Annotated in this window: 22 protein-coding genes and 1 pseudogene; 20 read left to right on the forward strand and 3 right to left on the reverse strand. The window is 70.9% G+C overall.

The window, feature by feature from the left end:
- The first annotated feature begins 153 nt into the window (after positions 1-153).
- From ACWDA7_RS29315 to ACWDA7_RS29355, 9 genes are all read left to right on the forward strand, one after another.
- Positions 154-4,509, forward strand: a complete 4,356-nt coding sequence (locus ACWDA7_RS29315) for an Ig-like domain-containing protein (protein ID WP_450607795.1) — start codon at positions 154-156, stop codon at positions 4,507-4,509.
- A 415-nt stretch (positions 4,510-4,924) separates the two neighbouring features.
- Positions 4,925-6,772, forward strand: a complete 1,848-nt coding sequence (gene glmS / locus ACWDA7_RS29320; protein ID WP_450607797.1) for a glutamine--fructose-6-phosphate transaminase (isomerizing) — start codon at positions 4,925-4,927, stop codon at positions 6,770-6,772.
- Between the two features lie 51 nt (positions 6,773-6,823).
- Positions 6,824-7,192, forward strand: a complete 369-nt coding sequence (locus ACWDA7_RS29325) for a hypothetical protein (RefSeq protein WP_450607799.1) — start codon at positions 6,824-6,826, stop codon at positions 7,190-7,192.
- Positions 7,193-7,448: 256 nt separating this feature from the next.
- Positions 7,449-7,820, forward strand: coding sequence for a holo-ACP synthase (locus tag ACWDA7_RS29330; protein WP_359396340.1), 372 nt, complete (start codon positions 7,449-7,451; stop codon positions 7,818-7,820).
- A gap of 47 nt (positions 7,821-7,867) precedes the next feature.
- On the forward strand, positions 7,868-9,298 hold the full coding sequence (locus ACWDA7_RS29335) for an NAD(P)H-hydrate dehydratase (protein ID WP_450607801.1): 1,431 nt from the start codon (positions 7,868-7,870) through the stop codon (positions 9,296-9,298).
- A 208-nt stretch (positions 9,299-9,506) separates the two neighbouring features.
- Complete coding sequence (alr, locus tag ACWDA7_RS29340) at positions 9,507-10,670, forward strand: alanine racemase (protein ID WP_450607803.1); 1,164 nt, start codon at positions 9,507-9,509, stop codon at positions 10,668-10,670.
- A 68-nt stretch (positions 10,671-10,738) separates the two neighbouring features.
- Positions 10,739-11,968: an alpha/beta fold hydrolase gene (locus tag ACWDA7_RS29345; RefSeq protein WP_450607805.1), complete on the forward strand. Its 1,230-nt coding sequence runs from the start codon at positions 10,739-10,741 to the stop codon at positions 11,966-11,968.
- Positions 11,937-12,467, forward strand: coding sequence for a tRNA (adenosine(37)-N6)-threonylcarbamoyltransferase complex ATPase subunit type 1 TsaE (tsaE, locus tag ACWDA7_RS29350; RefSeq protein WP_450607806.1), 531 nt, complete (start codon positions 11,937-11,939; stop codon positions 12,465-12,467). The genes ACWDA7_RS29345 and tsaE overlap by 32 nt, the downstream gene beginning before the upstream one ends.
- Positions 12,468-12,697: 230 nt before the next feature.
- A complete protein-coding gene (locus tag ACWDA7_RS29355; protein ID WP_450607808.1) occupies positions 12,698-12,880 on the forward strand; it encodes a hypothetical protein in 183 nt (60 codons plus the stop codon).
- 25 nt (positions 12,881-12,905) lie between these two features.
- Here the strand turns inward: ACWDA7_RS29355 and ACWDA7_RS29360 are convergent, their stop codons facing one another.
- Positions 12,906-13,463, reverse strand: a complete 558-nt coding sequence (locus ACWDA7_RS29360) for a hypothetical protein (protein WP_450607810.1) — start codon at positions 13,461-13,463, stop codon at positions 12,906-12,908.
- Between the two features lie 172 nt (positions 13,464-13,635).
- On the opposite strand from ACWDA7_RS29360, the gene tsaB reads away from it, so the two are divergent.
- From tsaB to ACWDA7_RS29395, 7 genes are all read left to right on the forward strand, one after another.
- Positions 13,636-14,289 carry a tRNA (adenosine(37)-N6)-threonylcarbamoyltransferase complex dimerization subunit type 1 TsaB gene (gene tsaB, locus ACWDA7_RS29365; protein WP_450607812.1) on the forward strand — a complete coding sequence of 218 codons (654 nt, stop codon included), beginning with the start codon at positions 13,636-13,638 and terminating at the stop codon, positions 14,287-14,289.
- A 32-nt stretch (positions 14,290-14,321) separates the two neighbouring features.
- A complete protein-coding gene (gene rimI, locus ACWDA7_RS29370) occupies positions 14,322-14,819 on the forward strand; it encodes a ribosomal protein S18-alanine N-acetyltransferase (RefSeq protein WP_450607832.1) in 498 nt (165 codons plus the stop codon).
- Positions 14,812-15,909 (forward strand): tRNA (adenosine(37)-N6)-threonylcarbamoyltransferase complex transferase subunit TsaD, encoded by a 1,098-nt coding sequence (gene tsaD, locus ACWDA7_RS29375; protein WP_359396357.1) that lies wholly within the window; start codon positions 14,812-14,814, stop codon positions 15,907-15,909. The genes rimI and tsaD overlap by 8 nt, the downstream gene beginning before the upstream one ends.
- Positions 15,906-16,163: a hypothetical protein gene (locus ACWDA7_RS29380; protein ID WP_450607814.1), complete on the forward strand. Its 258-nt coding sequence runs from the start codon at positions 15,906-15,908 to the stop codon at positions 16,161-16,163. Before tsaD ends, ACWDA7_RS29380 begins: the two co-directional genes overlap by 4 nt.
- 95 nt (positions 16,164-16,258) lie before the next feature.
- A complete protein-coding gene (locus tag ACWDA7_RS29385; protein WP_450607816.1) occupies positions 16,259-17,332 on the forward strand; it encodes an LCP family protein in 1,074 nt (357 codons plus the stop codon).
- Between the two features lie 158 nt (positions 17,333-17,490).
- Complete coding sequence (locus ACWDA7_RS29390) at positions 17,491-17,847, forward strand: YciI family protein (RefSeq protein ID WP_360990603.1); 357 nt, start codon at positions 17,491-17,493, stop codon at positions 17,845-17,847.
- Positions 17,848-17,891: 44 nt separating this feature from the next.
- A complete protein-coding gene (locus tag ACWDA7_RS29395) occupies positions 17,892-19,187 on the forward strand; it encodes an RNA polymerase sigma factor (protein ID WP_450607818.1) in 1,296 nt (431 codons plus the stop codon).
- On the opposite strand, the gene ACWDA7_RS29400 is transcribed toward ACWDA7_RS29395, so the two are convergent.
- Positions 19,184-20,356, reverse strand: a complete 1,173-nt coding sequence (locus tag ACWDA7_RS29400) for a THUMP-like domain-containing protein (RefSeq protein WP_450607820.1) — start codon at positions 20,354-20,356, stop codon at positions 19,184-19,186. The genes ACWDA7_RS29395 and ACWDA7_RS29400 overlap by 4 nt on opposite strands.
- 144 nt (positions 20,357-20,500) lie before the next feature.
- On the opposite strand from ACWDA7_RS29400, the gene ACWDA7_RS29405 reads away from it, so the two are divergent.
- The 3 genes from ACWDA7_RS29405 (at position 20,501) to groL (ending at position 23,800) form a co-directional block, all read left to right on the forward strand.
- Positions 20,501-21,334, forward strand: coding sequence for a polysaccharide deacetylase family protein (locus tag ACWDA7_RS29405; protein ID WP_450607822.1), 834 nt, complete (start codon positions 20,501-20,503; stop codon positions 21,332-21,334).
- 382 nt (positions 21,335-21,716) lie between these two features.
- Positions 21,717-22,025 carry a co-chaperone GroES gene (gene groES / locus ACWDA7_RS29410; protein ID WP_019066754.1) on the forward strand — a complete coding sequence of 103 codons (309 nt, stop codon included), beginning with the start codon at positions 21,717-21,719 and terminating at the stop codon, positions 22,023-22,025.
- 149 nt (positions 22,026-22,174) lie between these two features.
- Positions 22,175-23,800: a chaperonin GroEL gene (gene groL / locus ACWDA7_RS29415; RefSeq protein WP_450607824.1), complete on the forward strand. Its 1,626-nt coding sequence runs from the start codon at positions 22,175-22,177 to the stop codon at positions 23,798-23,800.
- A 122-nt stretch (positions 23,801-23,922) separates the two neighbouring features.
- Here the strand turns inward: groL and ACWDA7_RS29420 are convergent, their stop codons facing one another.
- Complete coding sequence (locus ACWDA7_RS29420; RefSeq protein WP_450607826.1) at positions 23,923-24,495, reverse strand: transposase; 573 nt, start codon at positions 24,493-24,495, stop codon at positions 23,923-23,925.
- Between the two features lie 335 nt (positions 24,496-24,830).
- Between ACWDA7_RS29420 and ACWDA7_RS29425 the strand changes: the two are divergent.
- Positions 24,831-25,623 (forward strand): annotated as a pseudogene (locus tag ACWDA7_RS29425) (hypothetical protein); the annotation flags it as partial.

The following is a 25,623-nucleotide window of genomic DNA, read 5'->3' on the forward strand; positions in this document are numbered from 1 at the left end:
TCGATGGTATGAACAACCACTTGTTCTTCACGTTTGTGTCGTGCCTGTGACAACTCCGGGCGCGAATATCGGAGGGGGTCCGGTTTGGCCGGGTTTTTTGCGTCCGCACGCCGTGGGCGCAATCGCGAGCGGCGACACAGACGGCTGTTCGCCATGGCAGCTGTGGCTGGTGCGGCACTCATCGGAACGTTGATCGGTCCGGCGATACCTTCGGCCCGGGCCGACCAGACCACGCAGGGCGTCGAGAACTTGCGCACCAACTGGGACCAGAACGAAGCCGGGCTCTCCCCGGCGGTTGTCCAGTCGTCTGCCTTCGGCCAGCTCTTCGCCACCAAGTTGGACGGGCAGATATACGCCCAGCCGCTGGTGCTGGGTGACCAGGTGATCGCGGTCACCGAGAGCAACACGGTGTACGGCCTCGACCGCACCACCGGGGCGATCAAGTGGAGCAAGAACTACGGACCGGCGTGGCCGGCCTCCGCGATCGGCTGCGGTGACCTGGTGCCCAATGTGGGGGCGACCGCGACCCCCGTCTACGACCCCGCCACCCGTGCCCTCTACTTCACCACCAAGGTGGACGACGGAACGTCCACGCACCGCCATCCGAAGTGGCTGATGCACGCGGTGGACCCGACATCAGGAACCGAGCTCTCGGGGTGGCCGGTCACCATCAGCGGGAGCCCGAGCAATGACCCGAGCAACAGTTTCGACGCCTACTACGAGCAGCAGCGCCCCGGCCTGCTGCTGATGGACGGTGTTGTCTACGCGGGCTTCGGCGGCCACTGCGACGCATGGCCGTACCGCGGATACGTGGTCGGCGTGAGCACCACCGAACACCGCATGACCTCGATGTGGGCCTCGGTGACCGGTGCCGGCACGGGCGGCGCCGGCATCTGGCAGGCGGGCGGCGGCCTGGTCTCCGACGGTTCCGGCCGGATCTTCTTCAGCACCGGAAACGGCATCAGCCCGGCCCCTGGGCCGGGCAAGACCGTGCAGGGAACCCTGGCCGAGTCCGTCGTCCGCCTCCAGGTCAACGCGGACAACAGCCTCAGTACGGCCGACTTCTTCAGCCCGAGCAACGCCTCCACCCTGGACCTGAACGACCAGGACATCTCTTCGGGCGCCCCGATGGCGCTGCCGGACGGCTTCGGCACCAGCGAGCACCCCCACCTGCTGGTCCAGCAGGGCAAGGACGGCCGGGTGTTCCTGCTCGACCGCGACAACCTCGGCGGCATGGGCCAGGGAGGCTCGGGCGGCGACGCTGCGGTAGGCGTGTCCGGCCCCTACCAGGGAATGTGGGGGCACCCCGCGTTCTGGGGCGGTGACGGCGGCTATGTCTATGTCGTCGGCAACTACGGACCTCTGCGCGCACTCAAGTACGGCGTACGCAACGGCGGCACGCCCGCGCTCACCCTCACCGGCCAGAGTCAGGACACCTTCGGCTACACCAGCGGCTCTCCCCTCGTCACGTCCAACGGCAGGGACGATTCCAGCGCCCTGGTGTGGGTGGTCTCCGCGAGCAACGCCTCCGGGGCCAACGGCACCCTGCGCGCCTACAGCCCCACCCCGGACGGCAACGGCCTGCTGCAGCTGCTGTGGTCCGCACCGATCGGCACGGCGACGAAGTTCAGCACTCCGACCGCCAACAACGGCAAGGTCTACGTCGGTACCCGAGACGGGGTGCTCTACGGTTTCGGCAGCCCGGCCAGGACCGCCTTGACCGCGGCCTCTCTCGACTTCGGCCAGATCGGTGTGGGCAGCAGCAACTTGGCCGACATGAAGCTGACAGCCACGCAGGACGTCAGTATCACCGGCCTCAAGGCCTCAGGCGCGTTCTCGGTCGACCCGTCCGCCGTGCCCACGCCTGAGCAGCCCACGGCGCTGGCGAAGGATGCCACGCTGGATGTACCGATCAGCTTCGCTCCCACGACCAGCGGCGGCATCAACGGCACACTGACAGCGAATCTGTCGGACGGCCAGAAGCTGGTCTTCGCACTGCACGGCGTCGGCACCAGGCCCGGTCTCGGGGCGGCACCAGCCGCCATGGACTTCGGGGAAGTGCCCACCGGCAGCACCTCGACGCTGAACCTGCAGATCACCAACACCGGTACCGAAGCGGAGTCGATCGACTCGATCGACCCGCCCACCGGCTCGTTCGCCGTCTCGGGCCTGCCGAGCGCGGGCACGCTCGTCCCAGCCGGTGGTTCGTTCGTGCTCTCGGTCACCTACAAGCCGGTCGGCAGCCAGGATGACAGCGACGCACTCGTCGTCAGCAGCAGCAGCGGCGGCGCCACGCACACTCTGAGCGTGCCGGTCAACGGAACGGCCATCACGGGACAAGGGCACCTGGAGTTCTCCACGAGCTCGCTGGACTTCGGCTCGGTCCCGATCGGCAGCTCGAAGTCGCTCTCGTTCACCATCACCAACACCGGCAACATCCCGGTGACCGTGACCAAGGCCAAGGCGCCGACGGGTGACTTCAACAGCCCGATGCAGCTGTCCGAGGGCCTGGTCATCGGTCCCGAACAGACCGCCGTGCAGAGCGTGACGTTCACTCCGCGCTCGGCCGCGGATCTGAGCGCCTTCTACGAGGTCACCGGAACCGGCGTCGACGCGAACGGAACCGCCCAGGGGGCCATGTACGTGTCGGTGAAGGGCACCGGTACCGGCACCGCCACGACCACCTCGGCCAAGGACGGGCTGTGGCAGGCCAACGGCTCGGCGGTGCCGGCCGACGACGGCAGCGTCCAGCTGACCCCGGCCACCGGCAACCAGGCGGGCACGGTGGTGTACACCAAGCCGCTGCGCACCGATGGTCTGCGGGCCACCTTCACCGCGAAGTTCGGCCCTGGTAGCGGCGGGAACGGCATGACGCTCTCCCTCCTCGACCCCGCCCAGAACTCCGCCTCGGCACTGGGCGCGGCCGGCAGCGGCCTCGGCATCGCGGGGCGGCCGGGCGTGGTGATCGCGCTCGACACTGCCTGGAACAGCACGCTGCGAACGATGAACTTCGTGGGTGTCGGCTACAGCTCAGCGAACTCATCGGCGATCGACTACCAGTCGGTGGCGAAACTCAGCACCTCCCTGCGCCAGGGCACGCACCAGGTGGACGTCCAGGTGGACGTCGGCCATGTGTACGTCTGGGTCGACGGGACGCAGGTACTGGACGCAACACCGAAGCTGACCTCCAGCGCACTCGTCGCCTTCTCCGGCGCCACGGGCGACAGTGCTGACGCGCAGACCGTGAGCGGCCTGGTCGTCAGCGAGGCGGCGCCTCCGCCTCCGCAGCCCAAGGCGGCAACCTCGCTCAACCTCACCGCCCCGGGCACGGGTGTCCCGGGCCGGCCGTTGACCGTCGGCGGCACGCTGACGTCGTCCGCGCCGCTTCCGGCGGGTCAGGTCGTGCACATCACGCGGAACGGAGCAGCACTGAAGGATGCGACGACGGCGACGAACGGCTCCTTCACGTTCAGCGACACTCCGCCGGCGGCGGGCACCTACACCTACGCCGCAAGCTACGCGGGGGACGAGACCCACGAGTCGGCGAGCGCTGCGAGCCTCGTCCAGGTGTCCAAGCTGACCACCTCGGTCACTCTGACGGCTCCGGCCACGGCGACCCGCACGCGCACACTGACCGTGTCCGGGAAGCTCTCCGGCTCGCCCTTCGCCGCCGGTGGGGTCGTCAAGGTGACGAAGAGCGACCTCGCCCACTCGTCGGGTGTCGCACTCGCCGACGCGAAGGTCGCCGCGGACGGTTCGTTCAGCTTCTCGGACACCCCGCAGGTCGGCGGCGCCAACACCTACAAGGTGGCCTACAACGGCGACATTTCACACAAGCCGAGCACCCGTACCGCCACCGTCCAGGTCTCCCGGGCCTCGACGTCCCTGACCATCGCCACCGACCACTCGACGTACAAGTACGGCCAGTACGGGAAGGTCACCGCCCACCTGGGCACGACCTACAACCGGCGTGTGGTGGCGATCTACGCTCAGCCGTACGGCGGCAAGGCGATCCTGGTGAAGTCGGGCACGGTGGACTCCCACGGCAACTTGACGGGGTCTTACAAACTCACCCGCAACACCACGTTCAGCGCGGTGTTCGCCGGCGACTACCGCTACGCCCCGAAGACCGTCGCCCGAAGCGTGCACACCTCTGTGGGGATCTCGGAGAAACTGTCCGGTTACTACACGAACACGCACTACGGCAGCACCCTCTACCGGGTGTACCACCACACGGCCAAGGAGCAACTCGCCGTCACCGTCTCGCCGAACAAGGCCGGCCAGTGCGTTGTCTTCCGCGTGCAGCGGTACTACAGCGGCGCCTGGCACACGCAGAGCACCACCCCCTGCTCCTCCCTCAGTTCCACCAGTACCGGCCACCAGCAGATGTCCCTCACCAAGGCCGTCAACAGCAGGTTCCGCGTGGCTGCGGAGTACGTCCACAGCAGCAAGGACAACACCAACCTCACCACCTGGGGCGCCTGGCAGTACTTCACCGTCAGGCAGTGAGCAGTGAGTCCGATCCAGTGAAAGCCCCGCCCTGCACTGCAGGGCGGGGCTTTCACTTGTCCGTCAGAGCCGGTCGGGCCCGCGCGGCGCGGGTGCCGGGCGAAGGGGTCGCGTAGGCCGGGTGTGGACATGGCGCAGGGGCTCCACGTATACGTGCCCCACCAGCGCCTGCGCCTTGTAGTCAGTCAGTCCGTTCGGTCGGTAGGTCGGTCGGTCGGCCGGTGAGACCCTCACGCGCCAGCCGACGCGGATAGCCGGCCCACGAACGATCGGAGCAAACCTGTGTTCGAAACCGTGGCTCGCCGAGCGCGGTCGGCCGCAGTTCCCGTCCGAGCGTTCGTACCCCGGTGGGAATTTCCGATTTCGGGCACGTTCCGGGAGGTCCGGGCGCCACTCGGACCGTAGGCTGCGGCACATGTGCGGAATTGTGGGATACGTGGGACCGCAGTCGGCTCTCGACGTTGTCGTGGCGGGACTGAAGCGGCTTGAGTACCGGGGTTACGACTCGGCGGGCGTCGCCGTGCTCGCGGACGGGGGCCTGGCCGCCGCCAAGAAGGCGGGGAAGCTGGTCAACCTGGAGAAGGAACTGGTCGACCGGCCGCTGCCGACCGGCACCACGGGCCTCGGGCACACACGCTGGGCCACCCACGGCGCTCCGACCGACGCCAACGCCCATCCGCACCTCGACAACGCGGGCCGCGTCGCCGTCGTCCACAACGGGATCATCGAGAACTTCGCGCTCCTGCGGTCCGAGCTGGAGGAGCGGGGTCACGCGCTCGGCTCCGAGACGGACACCGAGGTGGTCGCGCATCTGCTGGCGGAGGAGTTCTCCGCGACCGCGGACCTCGCGGAGGCGATGCGGCTGGTGTGCCGGCGGCTGGAGGGTGCGTTCACGCTGGTCGCGGTGCACGCCGACGAGCCGGACGTGGTCGTCGGGGCGCGCCGGAACTCGCCGCTCGTGGTGGGTGTCGGGGAGGGCGAGGCCTTTCTCGCCTCGGACGTGGCGGCCTTCATCGCCCACACCCGGTCGGCGATCGAACTGGGCCAGGACCAGGTGGTGGAGCTGCGCCGGGACGGCGTGACGGTCACCGGCTTCGACGGCCGGCCCGCCGACGTGCGCTCGTACCACGTCGACTGGGACGCCTCGGCCGCCGAGAAGGGCGGCTACGACTACTTCATGCTCAAGGAGATCGCCGAGCAGCCGAAGGCGGTCGCCGACACACTGCTGGGCCGGATCGACACCGCGGGTTCGCTGAGGCTGGACGAGGTGCGGATCTCCGCCGCCGAGCTGCGCGAGGTCGACAAGATCGTCGTCGTCGCGTGCGGTACGGCCTTCCACGCCGGGCTGATCGCCAAGTACGCCATCGAGCACTGGACCCGGATCCCCTGCGAGGTGGAGCTGGCCAGCGAGTTCCGCTACCGGGACCCGATCCTCGACCCGCGCACGCTGGTCATCGCCATCTCCCAGTCCGGCGAGACGATGGACACGCTGATGGCGCTGCGGCACGCCCGCGAGCAGGGCTCCAAGGTGCTGGCCATCTGCAACACCAACGGCTCGACGATCCCCCGGGAGTCGGACGCCGTGCTCTACACGCACGCGGGCCCGGAGGTCGCGGTCGCCTCCACCAAGGCGTTCCTGACCCAGCTCGTCGCCTGCTACCTGGTGGCCCTCTACCTGGGCCAGGTGCGCGGCACCAAGTGGGGCGACGAGATCCACGTGGTCATCCGCGACCTGTCGCAGATCTCCCGCCAGGTGGAGAAGGTCCTGGAGACCATGGAACCGGTACGGGAGCTCGCACGCTCGCTCGCGGGCAAGAACACCGTGCTGTTCCTGGGCCGGCACGTCGGCTACCCCGTGGCCCTCGAAGGCGCCCTCAAGCTCAAGGAACTGGCCTACATGCACGCCGAGGGCTTCGCGGCCGGCGAGCTGAAGCACGGGCCCATCGCACTGATCGAGCAGGACCTGCCGGTCGTCGTGGTCGTACCCTCGCCGCGCGGCCGTTCGGTCCTGCACGACAAGATCGTCTCCAATATCCAGGAGATCCGGGCGAGGGGTGCGCGCACGATCGTGATCGCGGAGGAGGGCGACGAGGCGGTGGCCCCGTACGCCGACCATCTGATCCGCATCCCGGTGACGCCGACGCTGCTTCAGCCGCTGGTCGCGACGGTGCCGTTGCAGGTGTTCGCCTGCGAGCTGGCAACGGCCCGCGGGAACGAGGTGGACCAGCCGCGCAACCTGGCGAAGTCGGTGACGGTGGAGTGAGCTTCCAGGGCTTCGACGAAGGCGCTGAAGGCTCCGGCCGGGAAGGAGTGAGTGGCCCTGGCCGGGGCCTTCTGGTCACTCGACTTCCTGGGAATCAGCCTGGGTGACACCCCAGCCGGACAGAAACTGAGGGAAATCATGTCGTTCGTCAGCTACTTTCCTGGCCGGGGAACGGTCCGCGAAACCGCTTACCTGGAAGGCAAGGCCGAAGGCAAGACCGAAGACCGCGCCTCGCTGATCTTGCGCGTCCTGGAGAAGCGCGGCATCCCCGTCTCCGAGGACACGCGGGAGCGCATCACCTCGTGCATCGACCTCGATACCCTCGCCATCTGGTTCGACCGCTCCCTGACAGCCGCGACGGCCGAGGACCTGTTCACCGAGGGTCCGGAGGTTCCGGGGACCACTCCTGAGCGGGCCTGAGCGTCGGCCGACCAGCAGAACAGACGACACAACGCGCCGTCGGACCTGCTTGAAGCAGGTCATCGACCGTATCTGCCGCTACTGCTCGACGAATCCCCGGACCCGCTCACTGGGTCGCCCCCGCCACCGGCGTCGGATCCGGCGTGCCTTGTACAGCGCCCAAGACCTGACGTGAGCAAAGTCGCCGTAGGCCAACAGTCAGCTGTGACAGACGCTTTCGCGGAGACCGGAGACAGGCGGTCGTAGGGTGCTCGGCATGAGCATCATCGGGGTCGGAATCGACGTGGCCGAGATCGACCGGTTCGCGGCGTCCTTGCGGCGTACGCCGGGGCTGGCCGAACGGCTCTTCCTGGAGAGCGAATTGTTGCTGCCCAGCGGTGAGCGTCGGGGTATCGCCTCGCTCGCGGTCCGGTTCGCCGCGAAGGAGGCGGTCGCCAAGGCCCTCGGTGCCCCGGGGGGCCTGTACTGGACGGACGCCGAGGTGTTCGTCGAGGACAGCGGCCAGCCCCGGCTGCGGGTCACCGGGACCGTGGCGGCGCGGGCGGCCGAGTTGGGGGTGCGGTCGTGGCATGTGTCGCTGAGCCATGACGCCGGGGTGGCGTCGGCCGTGGTGATCGCGGAGGGCTGAGGCCGATAACGCGGCACCCCGTGCGCATCCGGGGCAGACTCGACCGCATGCGTACTGCTTACAGCGTCGACACCGTAAGGACAGCCGAACGAGAGCTCATGGCGCGGCTTCCGGAAGGCGCGCTCATGCAGCGCGCCGCCGCCGGACTGGCCGCCGCCTGCGCGGACTTGCTCGGCCGGGTGTACGGCAGCCGCGTCGTGCTGCTGGTGGGGAGCGGGGACAACGGCGGTGATGCCCTCTACGCCGGAGCCCGGCTCGCCCGGCGGGGCGCCGGGGTCACGGCCGTGCTGCTCGCCCCCGACCGTGCACACCCCGGCGGGCTGGCGGCGTTGCGCCGCGCGGCCGGGTCCGTGGCGCAGCCCGGGGCGGCCGAGGAACTGATCGAGAGCGCCGACCTCGTCGTCGACGGAATCGTCGGGATCGGCGGCAAGGGCGGCCTCAGGCCGGACGCCGCACGGCTGGCCGCACTTGCCGGGGAGTCCGGCGCGGCCGTCGTCGCCGTCGACCTGCCGAGCGGCGTGGAGGCCGACACCGGCGAGGTGCGCGGCCCCGCCGTACGGGCCGATCTGACGGTGACGTTCGGCACCCACAAGCCGGCCCTGCTCATCGACCCGGCGCGGGAGTACGCCGGTTCCGTACGGCTCGTCGACATCGGGCTCGCCTTGCCGGAGGAGCCCGAGCTGGAGGCGCTGCAGCACGCGGACGTGGCGGCGCTGCTGCCGCTGCCGCAGGCCGAGAGCGACAAGTACCGGCGCGGGGTGGTCGGGATCGCCGCCGGATCCGCGCGCTACCCGGGGGCGGCCGTGCTCGCCGTGGCGGGGGCGCTGCGGGGCGGCGCGGGAGCCGTGCGGTATGTGGGGCCCGCCGGGGGCGCGGTGATCTCCCGTTTCCCGGAGACCCTGGTCTCCGAACGGGGGCCCGCGAAGGCCGGCCGGGTGCAGGCCTGGGTCGTGGGGCCGGGCGCCGGGGACGACGCGGCGACCGTGGCGGAGGTGCTGGAGGCGGAGGTGCCGGTGCTCGTCGACGCGGACGGGCTGCGGCTGGCCGACCGCGACGCCGTACGCGGCCGGGGTGCGCCGACGCTGATGACCCCGCACGCCGGTGAGGCCGCCGCGCTCCTCGGGGTCTCGCGCGAGGAGGTCGAGGGGTCCCGGCTCACGGCGGCGCGGGAGCTGGCGGCGCGCTATGGGGCGACCGTGCTCCTCAAGGGGTCCACCACCTTGGTCGCGGACCCCGGCGGCGGCCCGGTGCGTGTGAACGCCACCGGCACTCCGTGGCTCGCGACCGCCGGCAGCGGGGACGTGTTGTCCGGGTTGTCCGGCTCGCTGCTCGCCGCCGGCCTGTCGACGCGGGACGCGGGAAGCGTGGCGGCGTATCTGCACGGGCTCGCGGGCCGGTACGCGGCCGACGGCGCCCCCGCCGGGGCCCATGACGTGGCGGACGCGCTCCCGGAGGCATGGCGGGACGTACGGGTCTGAACGGCCGCGGCACGCCCCTTTCTTGGTGCCCCGGCGCTGCGTACGGGGGACCTGTCAGCGCGGCGCCCGGGTGTCCGCCGGACTCCGCGTTTTGCTGATCGCGTGCGCGCCAGCGGCACCCGCGGTGGCGCGGGCCCGGCATGCGGAAGGCCACGGGCGGGACCGGCGCCGCAGCCGCGTCGGACCCCTCTGAGACACTGGGGGCGCGATGACAAGTTCTGAGACAGCACCCCTGCGTGCCTGTGCCGAAATCGATCTGGGGGCCCTGCGGGCGAACGTCCGTTCCCTGCGCGCCCTCGCGCCCGGCGCCGCCCTGATGGCCGTGGTGAAGTCGGACGCGTACGGCCACGGGGCGGTGCCGTGCGCCCGCGCCGCGCTCGAAGCCGGTGCCGAGTGGCTCGGCACCGCCACGCCGGAAGAGGCGTTCGCGCTGCGTGAGGCCGGCCTGCCGGGGCGCGTCCTGTGCTGGCTCTGGACCCCCGGCGGCCCCTGGCGCCGTGCGATCGAGGCGGACGTCGACGTGTCCGTGAGCGGCATGTGGGCGCTGGAGGAGCTGCGGGAGGCGGCCGCCGCCGCGGGCGCGCCCGCCCGCGTCCACCTCAAGGCCGACACCGGCCTCGGCCGCAACGGCTGCCAGCCCGCCGACTGGCCGGAACTCGTCGCCGAGGCCCTGCGTGCCCAGGCGGACGGCCTGCTCACGGTCGTCGGACTCTGGTCGCACTTCGCCTGCGCCGACGAGCCGGGCCACCCCTCCGTACAGTCCCAGCTCGCCCGCTTCCGCGAGATGGTGGCGTACGCCGAGGAGCAGGGCGTACGGCCCGAGGTGCGCCACATCGCCAACTCGCCCGCCACGCTGACCCTGCCCGAGTCCCACTTCGACCTGGTCCGCACGGGTATCGCGATCTACGGTCTCTCGCCCAGCCCCGAGCTCGGCACCCCGGCCGACCTCGGACTGCGCCCGGTGATGACGCTGAAGGCCTCGCTCGCCCTGGTGAAGGAGGTACCCGGCGGTCACGGCGTCAGCTACGGACACCTGTACACCACTCCCGGCACCACGACCCTCGGCCTGATCCCCGTCGGCTATGCGGACGGCATTCCGCGCCATGCCTCGGGCGCCGGACCGGTCCTCGTCGACGGCAAGCTGCGCACGGTCGCCGGCCGGATCGCCATGGACCAGTTCGTCGTGGACCTGGGCGGCGACCAGCCCCCGCCCGGCACGGAGGGCATCCTGTTCGGCTCCGGCGACCGCGGCGAGCCCACCGCCGAGGACTGGGCGCAGGCGGCCGGAACCATCGCTTACGAAATCGTGACCCGGATCGGAACCCGAGTTCCCCGCGTCTACGTGAATGTGAATGCGGAACAAGTTGGGTAGCCCACACGGGTGAACCTGGGCAACCGAAGGCCGGACGGGCGGAGCCCCCGGCGGGGAGGAAGCGGGACGTGAGCGAGAGCAGCGCCGAGGCCGTGGAGGCCGTCGCCGGCGCCACTGCCTCTGGCTTCGGGAGCTGGCGTGTGGCCGGCATCGCCGGCGCCGCGATAGGCGTGGTCGCGGCAGGCGCAGCCGCCGGAGTCGCGATAGAGCGCATGACGGTCGGCCGCGGTATGCGCCGCAAGGCGCGGCTCGCCCTCGACTCCGCGGGACCGTACGGCACACTCCGCGGCACCCCGGGCAAGGCGTACGCGGACGACGGCACCGCTCTGTACTACGAGGTCGACGACGTCGAACCGGAGGGCGGCTCCGCACCCCGCCGCCGTCGGCTCTTCGGCCGCAAGGCTCCCGCCCCGGTCACCGTCATCTTCAGCCACGGCTACTGCCTGAACCAGGACTCCTGGCACTTCCAGCGCGCGGCGCTGCGCGGCGTCGTCCGCACGGTGCACTGGGACCAGCGCAGCCACGGCCGTTCGGCGCGGGGAATGGCCCAGGCCGAGGGCACGCCCCTCACCATCGACCAGCTCGGGCGCGACCTCAAGGCCGTGATAGACGCGGCCGCTCCCGAGGGGCCCCTCGTGCTCGTCGGCCACTCCATGGGGGGCATGACGATCATGGCCCTGGCCGACCAGTACCCCGAACTGATCCGCGACCGGGTCGTCGGCGTCGCGCTCGTCGGCACGTCGTCCGGACGGCTCGGCGAGGTCAACTTCGGACTGCCGGTCGCGGGCGTCAACGCCGTCCGGCGCATCCTCCCCGGTGTGCTCAAGGCGCTGGGGCAGCAGGCCGAGCTGGTGGAGAGGGGGCGCAGGGCCACCGCCGACCTGTTCGCGGGGATCATCAAGCGGTACTCGTTCGCCTTGCGGGACGTCGACCCGGCCGTCGCACGGTTCGCCGAGCGGATGATCGAGAGCACTCCGATCGACGTGGTCGCCGAGTTCTATCCCGCGTTCGCCGACCACGACAAGACGAACGCGCTGGCCTGCTTCGCGGACATGCCCGTGCTGGTGCTCGCGGGCATCAAGGACCTGGTCACGCCCAGCGAACACAGCGAGGCGATCGCCGGTCTGCTGCCGGACGCCGAACTGGTGCTGGTGCCGGACGCCGGGCACCTGGTGATGCTGGAGCACCCAGAGGTCGTCACCGACCGCCTCGCCGACCTCCTGATGCGCTCGGGAGCGGTTCCGGCAGGGGCTACCGTGGGTGGCTATGGAAGCAGCAGCACCGTACAGCCCGGCTGACGCCCCGATGCCGGGCGTCACCATCGAGTTCACCGTCACCTCCCCCGAACAGATGCAGGAGCTGGGGCGTCGCCTGGCCAAGCTGGTGCGCGCCGGCGACCTCGTGATGCTGAACGGCGAGCTGGGCGCGGGCAAGACCACGCTGACCCGAGGGCTCGGCGAGGGGCTCGGAGTGCGGGGCGCGGTCACCTCGCCGACCTTCGTGATCGCCCGGGTGCACCCGTCCCTGGGGGACGGACCGCCGCTGGTCCACGTGGACGCGTACCGCCTGGGCGGCGGCCTCGACGAGATGGAGGACCTGGACCTTGACGTCTCGCTGCCCGAGTCCGTGATCGTCGTGGAGTGGGGCGAGGGCAAGGTCGAGGACCTCACGGACGACCGGCTCCACGTGGTCATCCACCGTGCCGTCGGGGACACCACCGACGAGGTGCGGCACGTCTCCGTCACAGGAGTCGGCCGGCGCTGGGCGACCGTGGATCTGACGGTGCTGTCGGCCTGAGAGCGGTCACGGGGCGCCGCCCCGAACCCCGGGACACCGCGTGTGGTCCCGGCGGTCGTTCCCTTCCGGGCCGTCTGTGCTGGTCGCACCGTCCCGGGCCGCTTGCTGCCCACGTCCCGACAACGCGTCGGGAAAATCTTGCGCCGCAGGTGCCGGGCATGGTCCCATGGACATCAGTCCATGGTTAGGCCTACCTAACCATGCCGCCCCCGCGACACCAGGAGGCGTCCATGCCGGCTTCAGAACGAGACGAGGCGCCGCCGCGCGTGGTGGCAGGGGCGGCCGGAGTGTCGATGCGGGACCTGCTGGCGTCGTGCGCCGCCGCGAAGGCGGTCTCGACACCGCCGCGGGACCCGGCTCCCGAGGTGCCGGCTGCGGCGCGGGGGCCCGAGAAGGACCGCAGGGCCGCGTAGCCGCCCGGTACTGCGCAGCCCGGGGCTACTTGACGACGACGACCTTCTGGTCGCTCGTCGCGAACTCCCACATCGCGGTGCCGTCCGCCCGGGACTCGCGGATACCGCCCAGCTTCTTCGAGGTGTCGGGCCTGGGCGTCGAGCCGTCGATCGCCGCGCTGAAGCCGATCACCACGCCCCCGTTGCTCGCGAACCGCACGATGTGCTCGACCGGCGTCCCGTCCGAGCCGGTCGCGGAGGCGGTCCGCGAGGTCACCGGGTACGTGCCCGGCAGCGGGTCCACCGTCCCCGGGGTGACCTTGAAGGTGCGCTGCACCTTGTTGCCCGCGCCGACCAGCCACACCCGGTCGTCGCCGATCGAGTACACGACCCGCTCGCCGGTGCCGGAACCGGCGGGCAGGACCGCTGGCTTCTTCTTGTTCTGCTGCGGCCCCTTGGACGTGGTGACCGGCGCCGACTTCTTGGCCTGCGGCTTGCCCAGCGAGTCGGGCACGTTCGCCGACGCCTGGTAGGCCAGGAAACCGACCACGGCGATCGCCGCCACGGTGAGCCCGGCCACGAATCCCGAGCTGCTCCTAGCCACCTGTGCCCACCTCTCGTCCCCGCACGCGGAAGGACTCGTCACCCGTATCCGTCCGTACGACCTTCCGATCGGTCCACCGGTCACGTCGTACGTCTTCGCTGTGACGGTAGCAGCAGGCCCGGGCCGCATCGGGTCGGCCGTGTGTCGGGCGTGGGCGCCGTACGCTGTTTGCGTGCTCTTGCTCGCTCTGGATACCGCCACCCCCGCCGTCACGGTCGCCCTGCACGACGGCACGTCCGTCGTCGCCTCGTCGAGCCAGGTGGACGCGCGCCGGCACGGGGAACTCCTGCTGCCCGCCGTCGACCGGGTCCTCGCCGAGGCGGGTACCCGGCTCGACGCCGTCACCGGCATCGTCGTCGGCGTGGGCCCCGGCCCCTACACCGGACTGCGGGTCGGCCTGATGACCGCCGACACGTTCGGACTCGCGCTCGGCGTCCCCGTGCACGGCGTGTGCACGCTCGACGGGCTCGCGTACGCCTCCGATCTCCATGTGCCGTTCGTGGTCGCTACGGACGCGCGCCGCAAGGAGGTCTACTGGGCGCGGTACGACGACTCGCGCACCCGCGTGACCGAGCCCGCCGTGGACCGCCCCGCCGACATCGCGGAAACGGTCTCGGGCCTGCCCGCCGTTGGGGCCGGCGCGCTGCTCTACCCGGACACCTTTGCGCAGGCGCGGGAGCCCGAGCACGTCTCGGCGGCCGCGCTGGCGTCCCTGGCGGCCGAGAAGCTCGCGGCCGGCGAGGAACTGCCCGCCCCCCGTCCGCTGTATCTGCGCCGCCCCGACGCGCAGGTGCCCAAGAACTACAAGGTGGTCACCCCCAAGTGACGGCCGCACCCGTGACGCCCACGCTGCGCGAGATGCGCTGGTGGGACATCGATGCCGTACTCGAGCTGGAGAAGGACCTGTTCCCCGAGGACGCCTGGTCCCGGGGCATGTTCTGGTCCGAGCTGGCGCATTCCCGGGGCTCGGAGGCGACGCGGCGGTATGTCGTGGCCGTCGAGGGCGAGCGGATCGTCGGGTATGCGGGGCTGGCCGCCCAGGGCGACCTCGGTGACATCCAGACCATCGCCGTCTCCCGGGACCTCTGGGGCACGGGGCTCGGCGGACAGCTGCTGACCGAACTGCTGCGGGCGGCGACCGCGTTCGAATGCGCCGAAGTCATGCTCGAGTGCCGGGTCGACAACGTGCGCGCCCAGAAGCTCTACGAACGCTTCGGCTTCGAGCCCATCGGCTTCAGGCGCGGCTACTACCAGCCGGGGAACGTGGACGCCCTGGTGATGCGGCTGACCACAGCGCCCGACGGCGGCTCCGCCGCGGGCACCTCCTCCGTACAAGGAACCGAGAACAATGGCTGACGAACCCCTGGTTCTGGGGATCGAGACCTCCTGCGACGAGACCGGTGTCGGCATCGTCCGCGGCAACACCCTCCTCGCCGACGCCGTCGCGTCCAGTGTCGACGAGCACGCGCGCTTCGGCGGCGTGGTGCCGGAGGTCGCCTCCCGCGCGCACCTCGAGGCGATGGTGCCCACGATCGACCGCGCGCTGAAGGACGCAGGGGTGAGCGCGAGGGACCTGGACGGCATCGCGGTCACCGCCGGGCCCGGGCTCGCGGGCGCGCTGCTGGTCGGCGTCTCGGCGGCGAAGGCGTACGCGTACGCGCTGGGCAAGCCGCTCTACGGGGTCAACCACCTCGCCTCCCACATCTGTGTGGACCAGCTGGAGCACGGCGCGCTGCCGGAGCCGACGATGGCTCTGCTGGTGAGCGGCGGGCACTCCTCGCTGCTGCTGTCCACGGACATCACCTCCGACGTCCGGCCGATGGGCGCGACGATCGACGACGCGGCCGGCGAGGCCTTCGACAAGATCGCGCGCGTACTGGACCTCGGTTTCCCGGGCGGTCCCGTCATCGACCGGTACGCGAAGGAGGGCGACCCGGGGGCGATCGCCTTCCCGCGCGGTCTGACCGGTCCCCGTGACCCCGCGTACGACTTCTCCTTCTCCGGCCTGAAGACCGCCGTGGCCCGCTGGATCGAGGCGAAGCGCGCGGCGGGGGAGGAGGTGCCGGTGCGCGATGTGGCGGCGTCCTTCCAGGAGGCCGTGGTGGACGTGCTGACCCGGAAGGCGGTGCGGGCCTGCAAGGACGAGGGCGTCGACCATCTGATGATCGGCGGCGGTGTAGCGGCCAACTCGAGGCTGCGCGTGCTGGCCCAGGAGCGCTGCGAGGCGGCCGGGATCCGGCTGCGGGTGCCCCGTCCCAAGCTGTGCACGGACAACGGCGCCATGGTCGCGGCGCTCGGCGCGGAGATGGTCGCGAGGGGACGGTCCGCGTCCGACTGGGACCTGTCGGCGGACTCTTCGCTGCCGGTCACGGACCCGCATGTGCCGGGCACTTCGCACTCCCACGACCACGTGCACGAGGTGAGCCGGGAGAACCTGTACTCATGACGGTCGCACTGATGTGGGAGGCCCGGGCGGCCGCCGGACGCGGCGAGGAACTGCTGTCCTGGGCGCTGGCCCAGGAGTTGACGCCGTCGCCACTGCGCCGTGAGACGTTCCGGGCGCCCCAGGACCGCGTCCTCGTCATCACCTGGTGGGACGCGGACGACACCGCCGACCTTCCCGAACTCCCCGAACCAGGCGAGGAGTTCGTCACCCGGCCGGTGCACCGCTGGCGCTTCGAATCGGTGGCCACGGCCTGATCCCGGGCTGAGACCCCGGTGAGAAAGGTGAGATTTTCTGAAGAATGGTGCCCAGGAATCCCTGCTCACCATAATTCGGATTTACGTTCCTCCGCGTGACTTCAGAAGACGAGCGCGGGGACGGCAACGGGGACACCGAGGGACACAGCGGCCGGCGGCCGCGTCTGGTCAAGGCCGTCGGCGCCGTACTGGCCTGCGGCCTCGTGCTCGCGGTGGCGGGTGCGGGTGCGGGCTGGGCGTATTGGCACCTGAACGACAACATCCGAAGCGTCGACATCGACGGCGCGCTGGGCACCGGCCGTCCGGTGCGCGCGGCGGCGCCCCCGGCCGCCTCGGCCTCCGCGTCCGCCTCGCCCCTGCCCGGCGGCGCCCTGAACATCCTCGTCCTCGGATCGGACTCGCGCAGCGGCGAGGCCAACGCGGCACTCGGCGGCGGCCACAGCTCCGGTGCCCGCTCGGACACGGCGATGGTCGTGCACATCGACGCGGGCCGTACCGCGGCGACGGTGGTGAGCATTCCGCGCGACACCCTGGTCACCCGGCCTTCCTGCCCGCTCGGCTCGGGCGGTGCGACGGCGGTGACGTACAACGCCATGTTCAACAGCGCCTACTCGGCGGGCGGCCCGGTCTGCGCGGTCAAGACGGCGGAATCGATCACGGACATCCGGATGGACCACTACCTGGAGATCGACTTCTCGGGTTTCGCGAAGCTGGTCGACGCGCTCGGCGGGGTCACGGTCACCACCGGCCAGGACATCGACGACGACAAGAGCCATCTGCATCTGAAGGCGGGCACCCACCACCTGGACGGCGAACAGGCCCTGGCCATGGCCCGTACACGCCACGGCATAGGCGACGGCAGCGACCTGGGCCGCATAGGGCTCCAGCAGCAGCTGGTGAAGGCGTTGCTGGAACAGATCGCCTCGAGAGACCTGCTGACCGACCCCGGCAAGCTCTACCAGGTCGCCGACGCCGTCACGGGCAGCCTGACCACCGACACCGGCCTCGACTCGCTGCCGGAGCTGATACGCCTCGGCGAGAGCCTGAAGGGCCTGGCGGCGAAGAACGTGAAGACGGTGATGATGCCGGTGGTGACGGCCCCCTCGAACCCCAACCGAGTGGTCGCGAAGGAGCCCGCGGCGAGCGGGCTGTGGGCGTCGCTGCGGTGAGGCGCCGACCGCAGACGCGCCTCTGACCTGGGCGAACAGCTCCGGGAAAAAAATTCTTCGAAAAAAGTCCCCGTGTCGTGTCGATCCGCGTCGCCCTCGTTCGACGCACTGGGTGAGAGGCCGGGAGGAGCCCGGCTGTCACACCTGAGGAGACACCAATGCCGCGCTATCTGTCGCTTGTGCGCATCGACGAGACCACCGCGCCCGCCGAGGGCCCGAGCCCCGAGCTGATGCAGCGGATGGGCGAGCTCATCGAGGAGGTCACCAAGGCCGGGGTGATGCTCGACACCGCCGGCCTGACGCCGACCGCGCAGGGCACCCGGGTGCGCTGGGAGGGCGGGAAGATCTCCGTCACGGACGGCCCGTTCACCGAGTCCAAGGAGGTCGTGGGCGGTTACGCGATCATGCAGTGCAAGGACAGGGCCGAGGCCATCGAGTGGACGACCCGGTTCCTGAAGGTCCACGAGGAGTACTGGACGGTGACCTGCGAGGTGCGGGAGATCGCCGAGGGGTGACACCGCCTTGGCGCCCGGCCGCCGGGGGTGTTGCATGGTGGGTTGTGGAACAGCAGCCCACCGCCGCCCCGCCCCCCGACGGCCCCGCCGGTGCCATCGAGACCGTATTCCGGATCGAGTCGCCCCGTGTGATCGCCGGCGTCGCCAGGATCGTCCGGGACGTCGGCATCGCCGAGGAACTCGCGCAGGACGCGCTGGTCGCCGCGCTGGAGCAGTGGCCGCGGGAGGGGGTGCCCGACAATCCCGGCGCCTGGCTGATGGCCACCGCCAAGCACCGCGCGATCGACCTCGTCCGCCGTCGCGAGCGGTATGCGCGCAAGCTCGCCGAGGTCGGGCGGGAACTGGAGACGGCGCCGTACCACATCGACGAGCCCGCCGACCCCGAGGACATCGACGACGATCTGCTGCGGCTCGTCTTCACCGCCTGCCACCCCGTGCTGTCCGCAGAGTCCCGGATCGCGCTCACCCTGCGTCTGCTCGGCGGCCTGACGACGGCCGAGATCGGCCGGGCGTTCCTCGTGCCGGAGGCCACCGTCGCCCAGCGCATCGTCCGGGCGAAGCGGACGCTGGCCGCAAAGGGCGTGGCCTTCGAGGTGCCGTACGGGCCCGAGCGGGAGGCGCGGCTCGGGTCCGTCCTCGAGGTCATCTACCTGATCTTCAACGAGGGGTACGCGGCCACCGCCGGCGACGACCTGCTGCGCCCCGCCCTGTGCGAGGACGCGCTGCGACTGGCCCGGGTGCTGGCCGAGTTGATGCCCAAGGAGCCCGAAGTGCACGGCCTGGCCTCGCTGCTGGAGTTCCAGGCCTCCCGCGCGGCCGCCCGCACCGGACCGGACGGCGGGCCCGTGCTGCTCGAGGACCAGAATCGGGCCCGCTGGAACCGCCTGCTCATCGCCCGCGGCATCGCCGCCCTGGGCCGCGCCGACACGGTCGCCACCGGCGCCCCGGGCCCCTACGTTCTCCAGGCCGCGATCGCCGCCTGCCACGCGCACGCCTACGCCTACGAGGAGACGGACTGGGCGCGCATCGCCATCCTGTACGGCCTGCTGGCCGCGCGGACGCCCTCGCCGGTCGTCGAGCTGAACCGGGCCGTCGCCGTCTCGATGGCCGAGGGCCCCGGCCCGGCGCTGGAGATCGTCGACCGTCTCACCGCAGAACCGGCCCTGCGCGACTACCACTTGCTGCCGAGCGTCCGCGGCGATCTGCTGGCCCGCCTGGGGCGCACGGCCGAGGCCGGGGCGGAGTTCGAGCGCGCCGCCGGCCTCGCCCGCAACGAACGGGAACGGGAGCTGCTGCGGGCACGGGCGGAGGCATGCCGCCGGGCAGGGAACTCCGGCTAGACCCGGTGCCCCAGGAGCATCGTCGGCGCGCCCGCCACCCGGGTCAGGAACACGGTCAGCGCGTGGGGCCCGTGCGGTTTGGGCAGGACCTTCCGGCGGAGTTCCTCCGGCTCGACCGCGGAACCGCGCTTCTTCACGGTCAGGACCCCGACCTCCCGCTCCCGCAGCAGCGCCTTCAGTCTCTTCACGTTGAAGGGGAGCCGGTCGGTGATCTCATACGCGGTGGCGTACGGCGAGTGGCGGTGCTCGTCCGCCGTCACATACGCGATCGTCTCGTCGATCAGCCCGCCGTCCAGCTCCTTCGCCACCTCCGCCACCAGGTGCGCACGGATCGCCGCGCCGTCGGGTTCGTAGAGGTAGCGGCCGGGCGTGCGCACTGGCGGATCGGGCAGCCCGCGGCCGTGCAGCACGCGCGGACCCGGCAGCAGGGTGGCCCGTACGTGGCCCGGCTGTGTGCCGAACCAGAGCACCGCCTCCTTCACGTCCCCGCCGTCCGAGATCCACTCGGCCTCGGCACCGGCGGGCACCGCCTCGTGCGGAATGCCCGGGGCGACCTTCAGCGCGGCGTGCGGCGCCTTCTGGGCCGTCGCCACGGCCCAGGACAGCGGGGGTGAGTACGCCTCCGGGTCGAAGATCCTGCCGCGCCCGCCGCGCCGCGCCGGATCCACGAAGACGGAGTCGTACGGGGACACGTCCACCTCCGTGACGTCCGCCTCGCGCACCTCGATCAGCGCGGACAACCCCAGCGCGTCCGCGTTCGCCCGTGCCACCGCCGCCGTCGACGGATCGCGGTCCACGGCCAGGACCCGGATCCCGGCCCGGGCGAACGCGATCGCATCGCCGCCGATGCCGCAGCACAGATCGGCGACGGAGGCCACGCCAAGGGCCCGCAGCCGCTCGGCGCGGTGGGCCGCCACCGCGGCCCTGGTGGACTGCTCCACGCCGTTCGGGGTGAAGAACATCCGTTGCGCGTCCTCGGCGGCGAACTTCGCCGCCGCCCGTTCGCGCAGCCGCGCCTGTGCGAGGGCCGCCGAGACGAGCTCGGCGGGGTGCGTACGGCGCAGCCGGGTCGCGACGGCCAGTTCCTGCGCGGGGTCGGTGCCGCGGACCTCGTCCAGGAGGGCGCGGCCCTCGGGGGTGAGAAGGGAGGCGAAGGAGAGGTCGTTCACGGGATCATTGTCGGCCAGTCGATGGACGGTGTGTGTCCGGCCGCGGTGTCGGCCCGCCGCGGCCGTCCGCGGCTGGAAGGATCCGACACCATGCGGTCCGTACGACAAAAGTACAAAAAGCGCGTAAAGCACCTCTGTGGACCAGTGAAGTTGCCGCTGATCGAGTCCCCGCTTTCGGCGAGGAAGGTGCGGCCCCTGATCGCCGGGGCGCTCGCCGTCGCGCTCCTGTCCGGCTGCGCCCAGTCCGTGGACCCCATCGAACGGCTGGGCAGGAAAGCGGCGCAGAAGGTGCACCGGCCGCACAGGCGGATCGACCGTACGTTCCGCCACTGGGGTCTCACCGCCCCGCTCGCCCCGGCACCCCGGCCGGCTCGTCCCCGGGCCGGCAGTGCGGGCCGGCCCGGAGCGGGGCTGCCGGAGGTCCTCGACCATGTCCCCACTGATGACAGGGTCGTCTTCCTGACGTACGACGAGGGCGTCCAAGACGATCCCCGGTTCGCCGACATGGTCCGTGAACTGCGGCTGCCGGTCACTGTGTTCCTCACGGACCGCGCCGTGGAACCGGGACTCGCGCACGTCGCACGGCTCCGGGAGGCCGGTGCGGCCATCCAGAACCAGACCATGGACCACACCCCGCTGCGCGGCCGCACCTACGACGAACAGCACACCGAGATCTGCGGCCAGCGAGACCGGCTGGAGGCCCGCCTCGGCCTGCGCCCCCGCCTGCTCCACCCGCCCTACGGCGCCTACGACCGCACCACGCTCCGCGCGGCCGCGGACTGCGGCATCACGGCCCTGGTCCTCTGGCGCCCGGCATCGGAGCGGCACGGCAGGGGCAGGTTGGTCTGCGCGGGCGACATCGTCCGCCCCCACGAGCCGAGCCGTCCCCTCGCCTCCGTGACCGTAGAGACGAGCCACCTCCTGCGGCGCATCCAGGCGAGGGGGCTCACGGTGGCCAGCCTCGAGGACTACGTGTAGTCCGCTCGCGCGCCGCGCCGAGCGCGCGTGCCCCGGAGACCCGGACGGTACGGAGCCGGGCATTCCGCGGGCCTGCCCGGCGTTCGAGGACAAGGCGGTTCAGGCCGATGAAGAGGGTCAGCCGGCGCCGTCGCCGTCCGTAAGGCACCGCCCCGGGACGCCGGACACAGGCCCGGCGACCCCGGCCGACCACGCCGCGACGCGGGCGACTGGCACTCCGCTTGACCGAGTGCTAATCGCGGTCATAGTCTCGGCCCTGGCACTCGCCACTGGAGAGTGCCAACAAAGCGACGGGCAGGTCCGGCACCCGCGACGACGGATCGACCTGGTCGCCACCTCAGACAGTTGACCCCGTGAGATCTCCGAAGGGGGAGGTCGGATCGTGACGACCACCAGCTCCAAGGTTGCCATCAAGCCGCTTGAGGACCGCATCGTGGTCCAGCCGCTGGACGCCGAGCAGACCACGGCCTCTGGCCTGGTCATTCCGGACACCGCCAAGGAGAAGCCCCAGGAGGGCGTCGTCCTGGCCGTGGGCCCGGGCCGCTTCGAGAACGGCGAGCGCCTTCCGCTCGACGTCAAGACCGGCGACATCGTGCTGTACAGCAAGTACGGCGGCACCGAGGTGAAGTACAGCGGCGAGGAGTACCTCGTCCTCTCGGCTCGCGACGTGCTCGCGATCATCGAGAAGTAATTCACCGAAGAAGACTGTTTCGAGCTGCGCCCCTGGCCCCCGCGACCGATGATCAGCCGGGCGCCGGGGGCGCGGTTCGTTCTTCACCGCGATGGCGGCCGTCCTGCGGAGGCGGCCGATGATCGCATTCGAGAGGACTGAAACGCTCCATGGCGAAGATCCTGAAGTTCGACGAGGACGCCCGTCGCGCCCTCGAGCGCGGCGTCAACAAGCTTGCCGACACGGTCAAGGTGACGATCGGCCCCAAGGGTCGCAACGTCGTCATCGACAAGAAGTTCGGCGCGCCCACCATCACCAACGACGGTGTCACCATCGCCCGTGAGGTCGAGGTCGACGACCCGTACGAGAACCTCGGTGCCCAGCTGGTGAAGGAGGTGGCGACCAAGACCAACGACATCGCGGGTGACGGTACAACCACCGCCACCGTGCTCGCCCAGGCGCTGGTGCGCGAGGGCCTGAAGAACGTCGCCGCGGGTGCCTCCCCGGCCGCCCTGAAGAAGGGCATCGACGCCGCCGTGGCCGCGGTCTCCGAGGACCTCCTCGCCACCGCGCGCCCGATCGAGGAGAAGTCCGACATCGCCGCCGTCGCCGCGCTGTCCGCTCAGGACCAGCAGGTCGGCGAGCTCATCGCCGAGGCGATGGACAAGGTCGGCAAGGACGGTGTCATCACCGTCGAGGAGTCCAACACCTTCGGTCTGGAGCTGGACTTCACCGAGGGCATGGCCTTCGACAAGGGCTACCTGTCGCCGTACTTCGTGACGGACCAGGAGCGCATGGAGGCCGTCCTCGACGACCCGTACATCCTCATCCACCAGGGCAAGATCGCCGCCATCGCGGACCTCCTGCCGCTGCTGGAGAAGATCATCCAGGCCGGCTCCTCCAAGCCGCTGCTGATCATCGCCGAGGACGTCGAGGGCGAGGCCCTGTCCACCCTCGTCGTGAACAAGATCCGCGGCACCTTCAACGCCGTCGCCGTCAAGGCCCCCGGCTTCGGCGACCGCCGCAAGGCGATGCTGCAGGACATGGCGGTCCTCACCGGCGCGACCGTCATCGCCGAGGAGGTCGGCCTCAAGATCGACCAGGTCGGCCTGGACGTGCTGGGCTCCGCCCGCCGCGTGACGGTCACCAAGGACGACACGACCATCGTCGACGGCGGCGGCAAGTCCGAGGACGTCGCGGGCCGCATCGGCCAGATCAAGGCCGAGATCGAGACCACGGACTCCGACTGGGACCGCGAGAAGCTCCAGGAGCGCCTCGCCAAGCTGGCCGGCGGCGTGTGCGTGATCAAGGTCGGCGCCGCCACCGAGGTGGAGCTGAAGGAGAAGAAGCACCGTCTGGAGGACGCCATCTCCGCGACCCGCGCCGCGGTCGAGGAGGGCATCGTCTCCGGTGGTGGCTCCGCGCTGGTCCACGCCTCCAAGGTGCTGGCCGAGGGCCTCGGCAAGCAGGGCGACGAGGCCACCGGTGTCGCGATCGTCCGCCGCGCGGTGGTCGAGCCGCTGCGCTGGATCGCCGAGAACGCCGGCCTCGAGGGCTACGTCATCGCCTCCAAGGTCGCCGAGCTCGAGAAGGGCCAGGGCTACAACGCCGCCACCGGCGAGTACGGCGACCTGATCAAGGCCGGCGTCATCGACCCGGTCAAGGTCACCCGCTCCGCCCTGGAGAACGCCGCCTCCATCGCCTCCCTGCTGCTGACGACCGAAACCCTGGTCGTCGAGAAGAAGGAAGAAGAGGAGCCGGCCGCGGCCGGCCACGGCCACGGTCACTCCCACTGATCCAGGCGCCAAGCCGTACTGAGCGAGGCCCGGCACCCCTTCGGGTGCCGGGCCTTCGCCCTGCCTAAGAGTTATCCCGTCATGCGGAACGGGCCGTGGTCTCCTTGCCGGCCAACCCTCGGTTACCGGATTTCGAGCTTCAGGTTGTGGAGTGCGGCAACTCCCGTGACGGCGTGGTTGATGCCGTCGTCTTTGCGTCGGCGCTGTCGAAGGACCTGGTGGTCTTTGAGGCGGGCGATGGTGTGTTCGGCGACGGCGCGGCGCCGGCGGAAGCGGTGGTGGTTGCGGTCTTTGATGATGCGGCCGTCTGGGCCACGTCGTGGTGTGCGGATGCGATCGCTGCCGCGATACCCGCCGTCGCCGGAGAGCCTGGGGTGGTCGGGCAGGGTCCTGGCGACGGTTTCCCGGAAGACGACGATGTCGTTGCGGTTTCCTGGCCGCGCGTCCCCGACCGCGACGACCCTTCGGTCGCGGACCCGGCAGACGACCTGCACGTTGACGCTGCGCCGGTGGTTCTTCGACTTTGCGGTCTTCTTCTTGTCGTGGACAGGGATCAAAGTCCCGTCGATGACCCACAGTTCCCTGCGGTCGGTGGGCGGCGGGCGGAGGAGCTCGGCGAGGGGTCCGGCGAGAGGGTCGACGACTGGGTGGTCTGCGGAGTCGCAGATGCCGAACAGGGAGCCGAGTTGCTGCATGGTGAGGTTGGTCTGGTAGGCGAGGACGAGCAGCAGGACCCGGTCGGTGAACGGCAGCGCCCCAGGGCCGGCCGCGGTCGGTGTCGGGCGTTTTCTCCCACAGTTGCCTCACGAGCCGGTGCATCTGCGGCCCGGTCAGCCCGGTTTAGGCCCGCAGGTCGGCAGCGGTGCAGGAGGCGAGAGGCAGGCGCATTACCGACAGCATACGAAGTCAAGCTGACCGGCTGCAGGGGGCGTTGTCAGTGACGGCAGGTAGCTTTGATGTGATTGCCGAGGCGGCGCATGCCCGGACGGGTCTCCATCGTTGGCGGGTCCACAAGGAGGCGGGAAAGTCCATGAGCACGAGCCTGCTCGATGCCGCGCCCGCCTCCGATGCCGCGCCCGTTCGCCGGTTCCGGGGTAAGAACAAGGGCGAACGCTGGAAGCGCGGCGAGGACACCGAGCCGGCGGTGATCCGTCTGCCCCTGGACGTCCACCGTCTTGAGGACCTGCAGCGGGTGGAGAACCTGTACTCGGCGATGTGGTCGCTCAAGCGCGCCCTGCAGCGCGATGCTCGCGCCGCAGTCGACGCGTACTGGGCCGGCGACATGCGCCGCGAAACGGACGCGAAGGCGTGGCGGCAGGTGCTGGGCCTGTCCCGAAAGGGGATGGAACGCCGCGGCTACCGGCACATGGAATGCTCCCGCCACCTGGGCCACCACGTGACGAAAGCGCTGGTGATGCATCAGGCCGACGAGGTGTGGGAAGGCATCGCCCGGCACCTGTTCCCCGATGCGACCGGCCGCAGGTTCGGCCGACCCAAGACCGGGACCTGGTGGGAGTACACGCGGATCCCTGGCCGGGCCCGCTCGCATACGACCGCACACAAGTGGGAGACGTTCCGCCTGCACGGCACCCTTGCCGGACACCTCGCCGCCTACCGGCACCGCGGTCTCGGCCCGGCGGTGACGACGCCGGAGCAGGCCGCCGCACTGCCGTCCGGCACGAGCGTCCTCGCGCAGCCCCGCCCTCTCCCCACACCCGCCCGGCCCTTCGGCCGCGTGCCGACCGCAGAGGCCACGTCGAAAGGCACACCGAAGACCCGTGCCGCGACCTGGTGGGACCACACCGGCCCCCTCGCGCTGGTTT

This window comes from Streptomyces sp. NPDC001156 (genome assembly GCF_053598275.1).

What these genes read in the sequence shown, in the direction of transcription:
- tsaD (WP_359396357.1), top strand. Translation starts at nt 14,812, where the DNA reads ATGGCTGACGAACCCCTGGTTCTGGGGATCGAGACCTCCTGCGACGAG.
- ACWDA7_RS29390 (WP_360990603.1), top strand. Translation starts at nt 17,491, where the DNA reads ATGCCGCGCTATCTGTCGCTTGTGCGCATCGACGAGACCACCGCGCCC.
- rimI (WP_450607832.1), top strand. Translation starts at nt 14,322, where the DNA reads ATGCGCTGGTGGGACATCGATGCCGTACTCGAGCTGGAGAAGGACCTG.
- ACWDA7_RS29330 (WP_359396340.1), top strand. Translation starts at nt 7,449, where the DNA reads ATGAGCATCATCGGGGTCGGAATCGACGTGGCCGAGATCGACCGGTTC.
- glmS (WP_450607797.1), top strand. Translation starts at nt 4,925, where the DNA reads ATGTGCGGAATTGTGGGATACGTGGGACCGCAGTCGGCTCTCGACGTT.
- tsaE (WP_450607806.1), top strand. Translation starts at nt 11,937, where the DNA reads ATGGAAGCAGCAGCACCGTACAGCCCGGCTGACGCCCCGATGCCGGGC.
- groL (WP_450607824.1), top strand. Translation starts at nt 22,175, where the DNA reads ATGGCGAAGATCCTGAAGTTCGACGAGGACGCCCGTCGCGCCCTCGAG.
- alr (WP_450607803.1), top strand. Translation starts at nt 9,507, where the DNA reads ATGACAAGTTCTGAGACAGCACCCCTGCGTGCCTGTGCCGAAATCGAT.
- ACWDA7_RS29380 (WP_450607814.1), top strand. Translation starts at nt 15,906, where the DNA reads ATGACGGTCGCACTGATGTGGGAGGCCCGGGCGGCCGCCGGACGCGGC.
- ACWDA7_RS29420 (WP_450607826.1), bottom strand. Translation starts at nt 24,495, where the DNA reads ATGCAGCAACTCGGCTCCCTGTTCGGCATCTGCGACTCCGCAGACCAC.
- ACWDA7_RS29315 (WP_450607795.1), top strand. Translation starts at nt 154, where the DNA reads ATGGCAGCTGTGGCTGGTGCGGCACTCATCGGAACGTTGATCGGTCCG.
- ACWDA7_RS29335 (WP_450607801.1), top strand. Translation starts at nt 7,868, where the DNA reads ATGCGTACTGCTTACAGCGTCGACACCGTAAGGACAGCCGAACGAGAG.
- ACWDA7_RS29355 (WP_450607808.1), top strand. Translation starts at nt 12,698, where the DNA reads ATGCCGGCTTCAGAACGAGACGAGGCGCCGCCGCGCGTGGTGGCAGGG.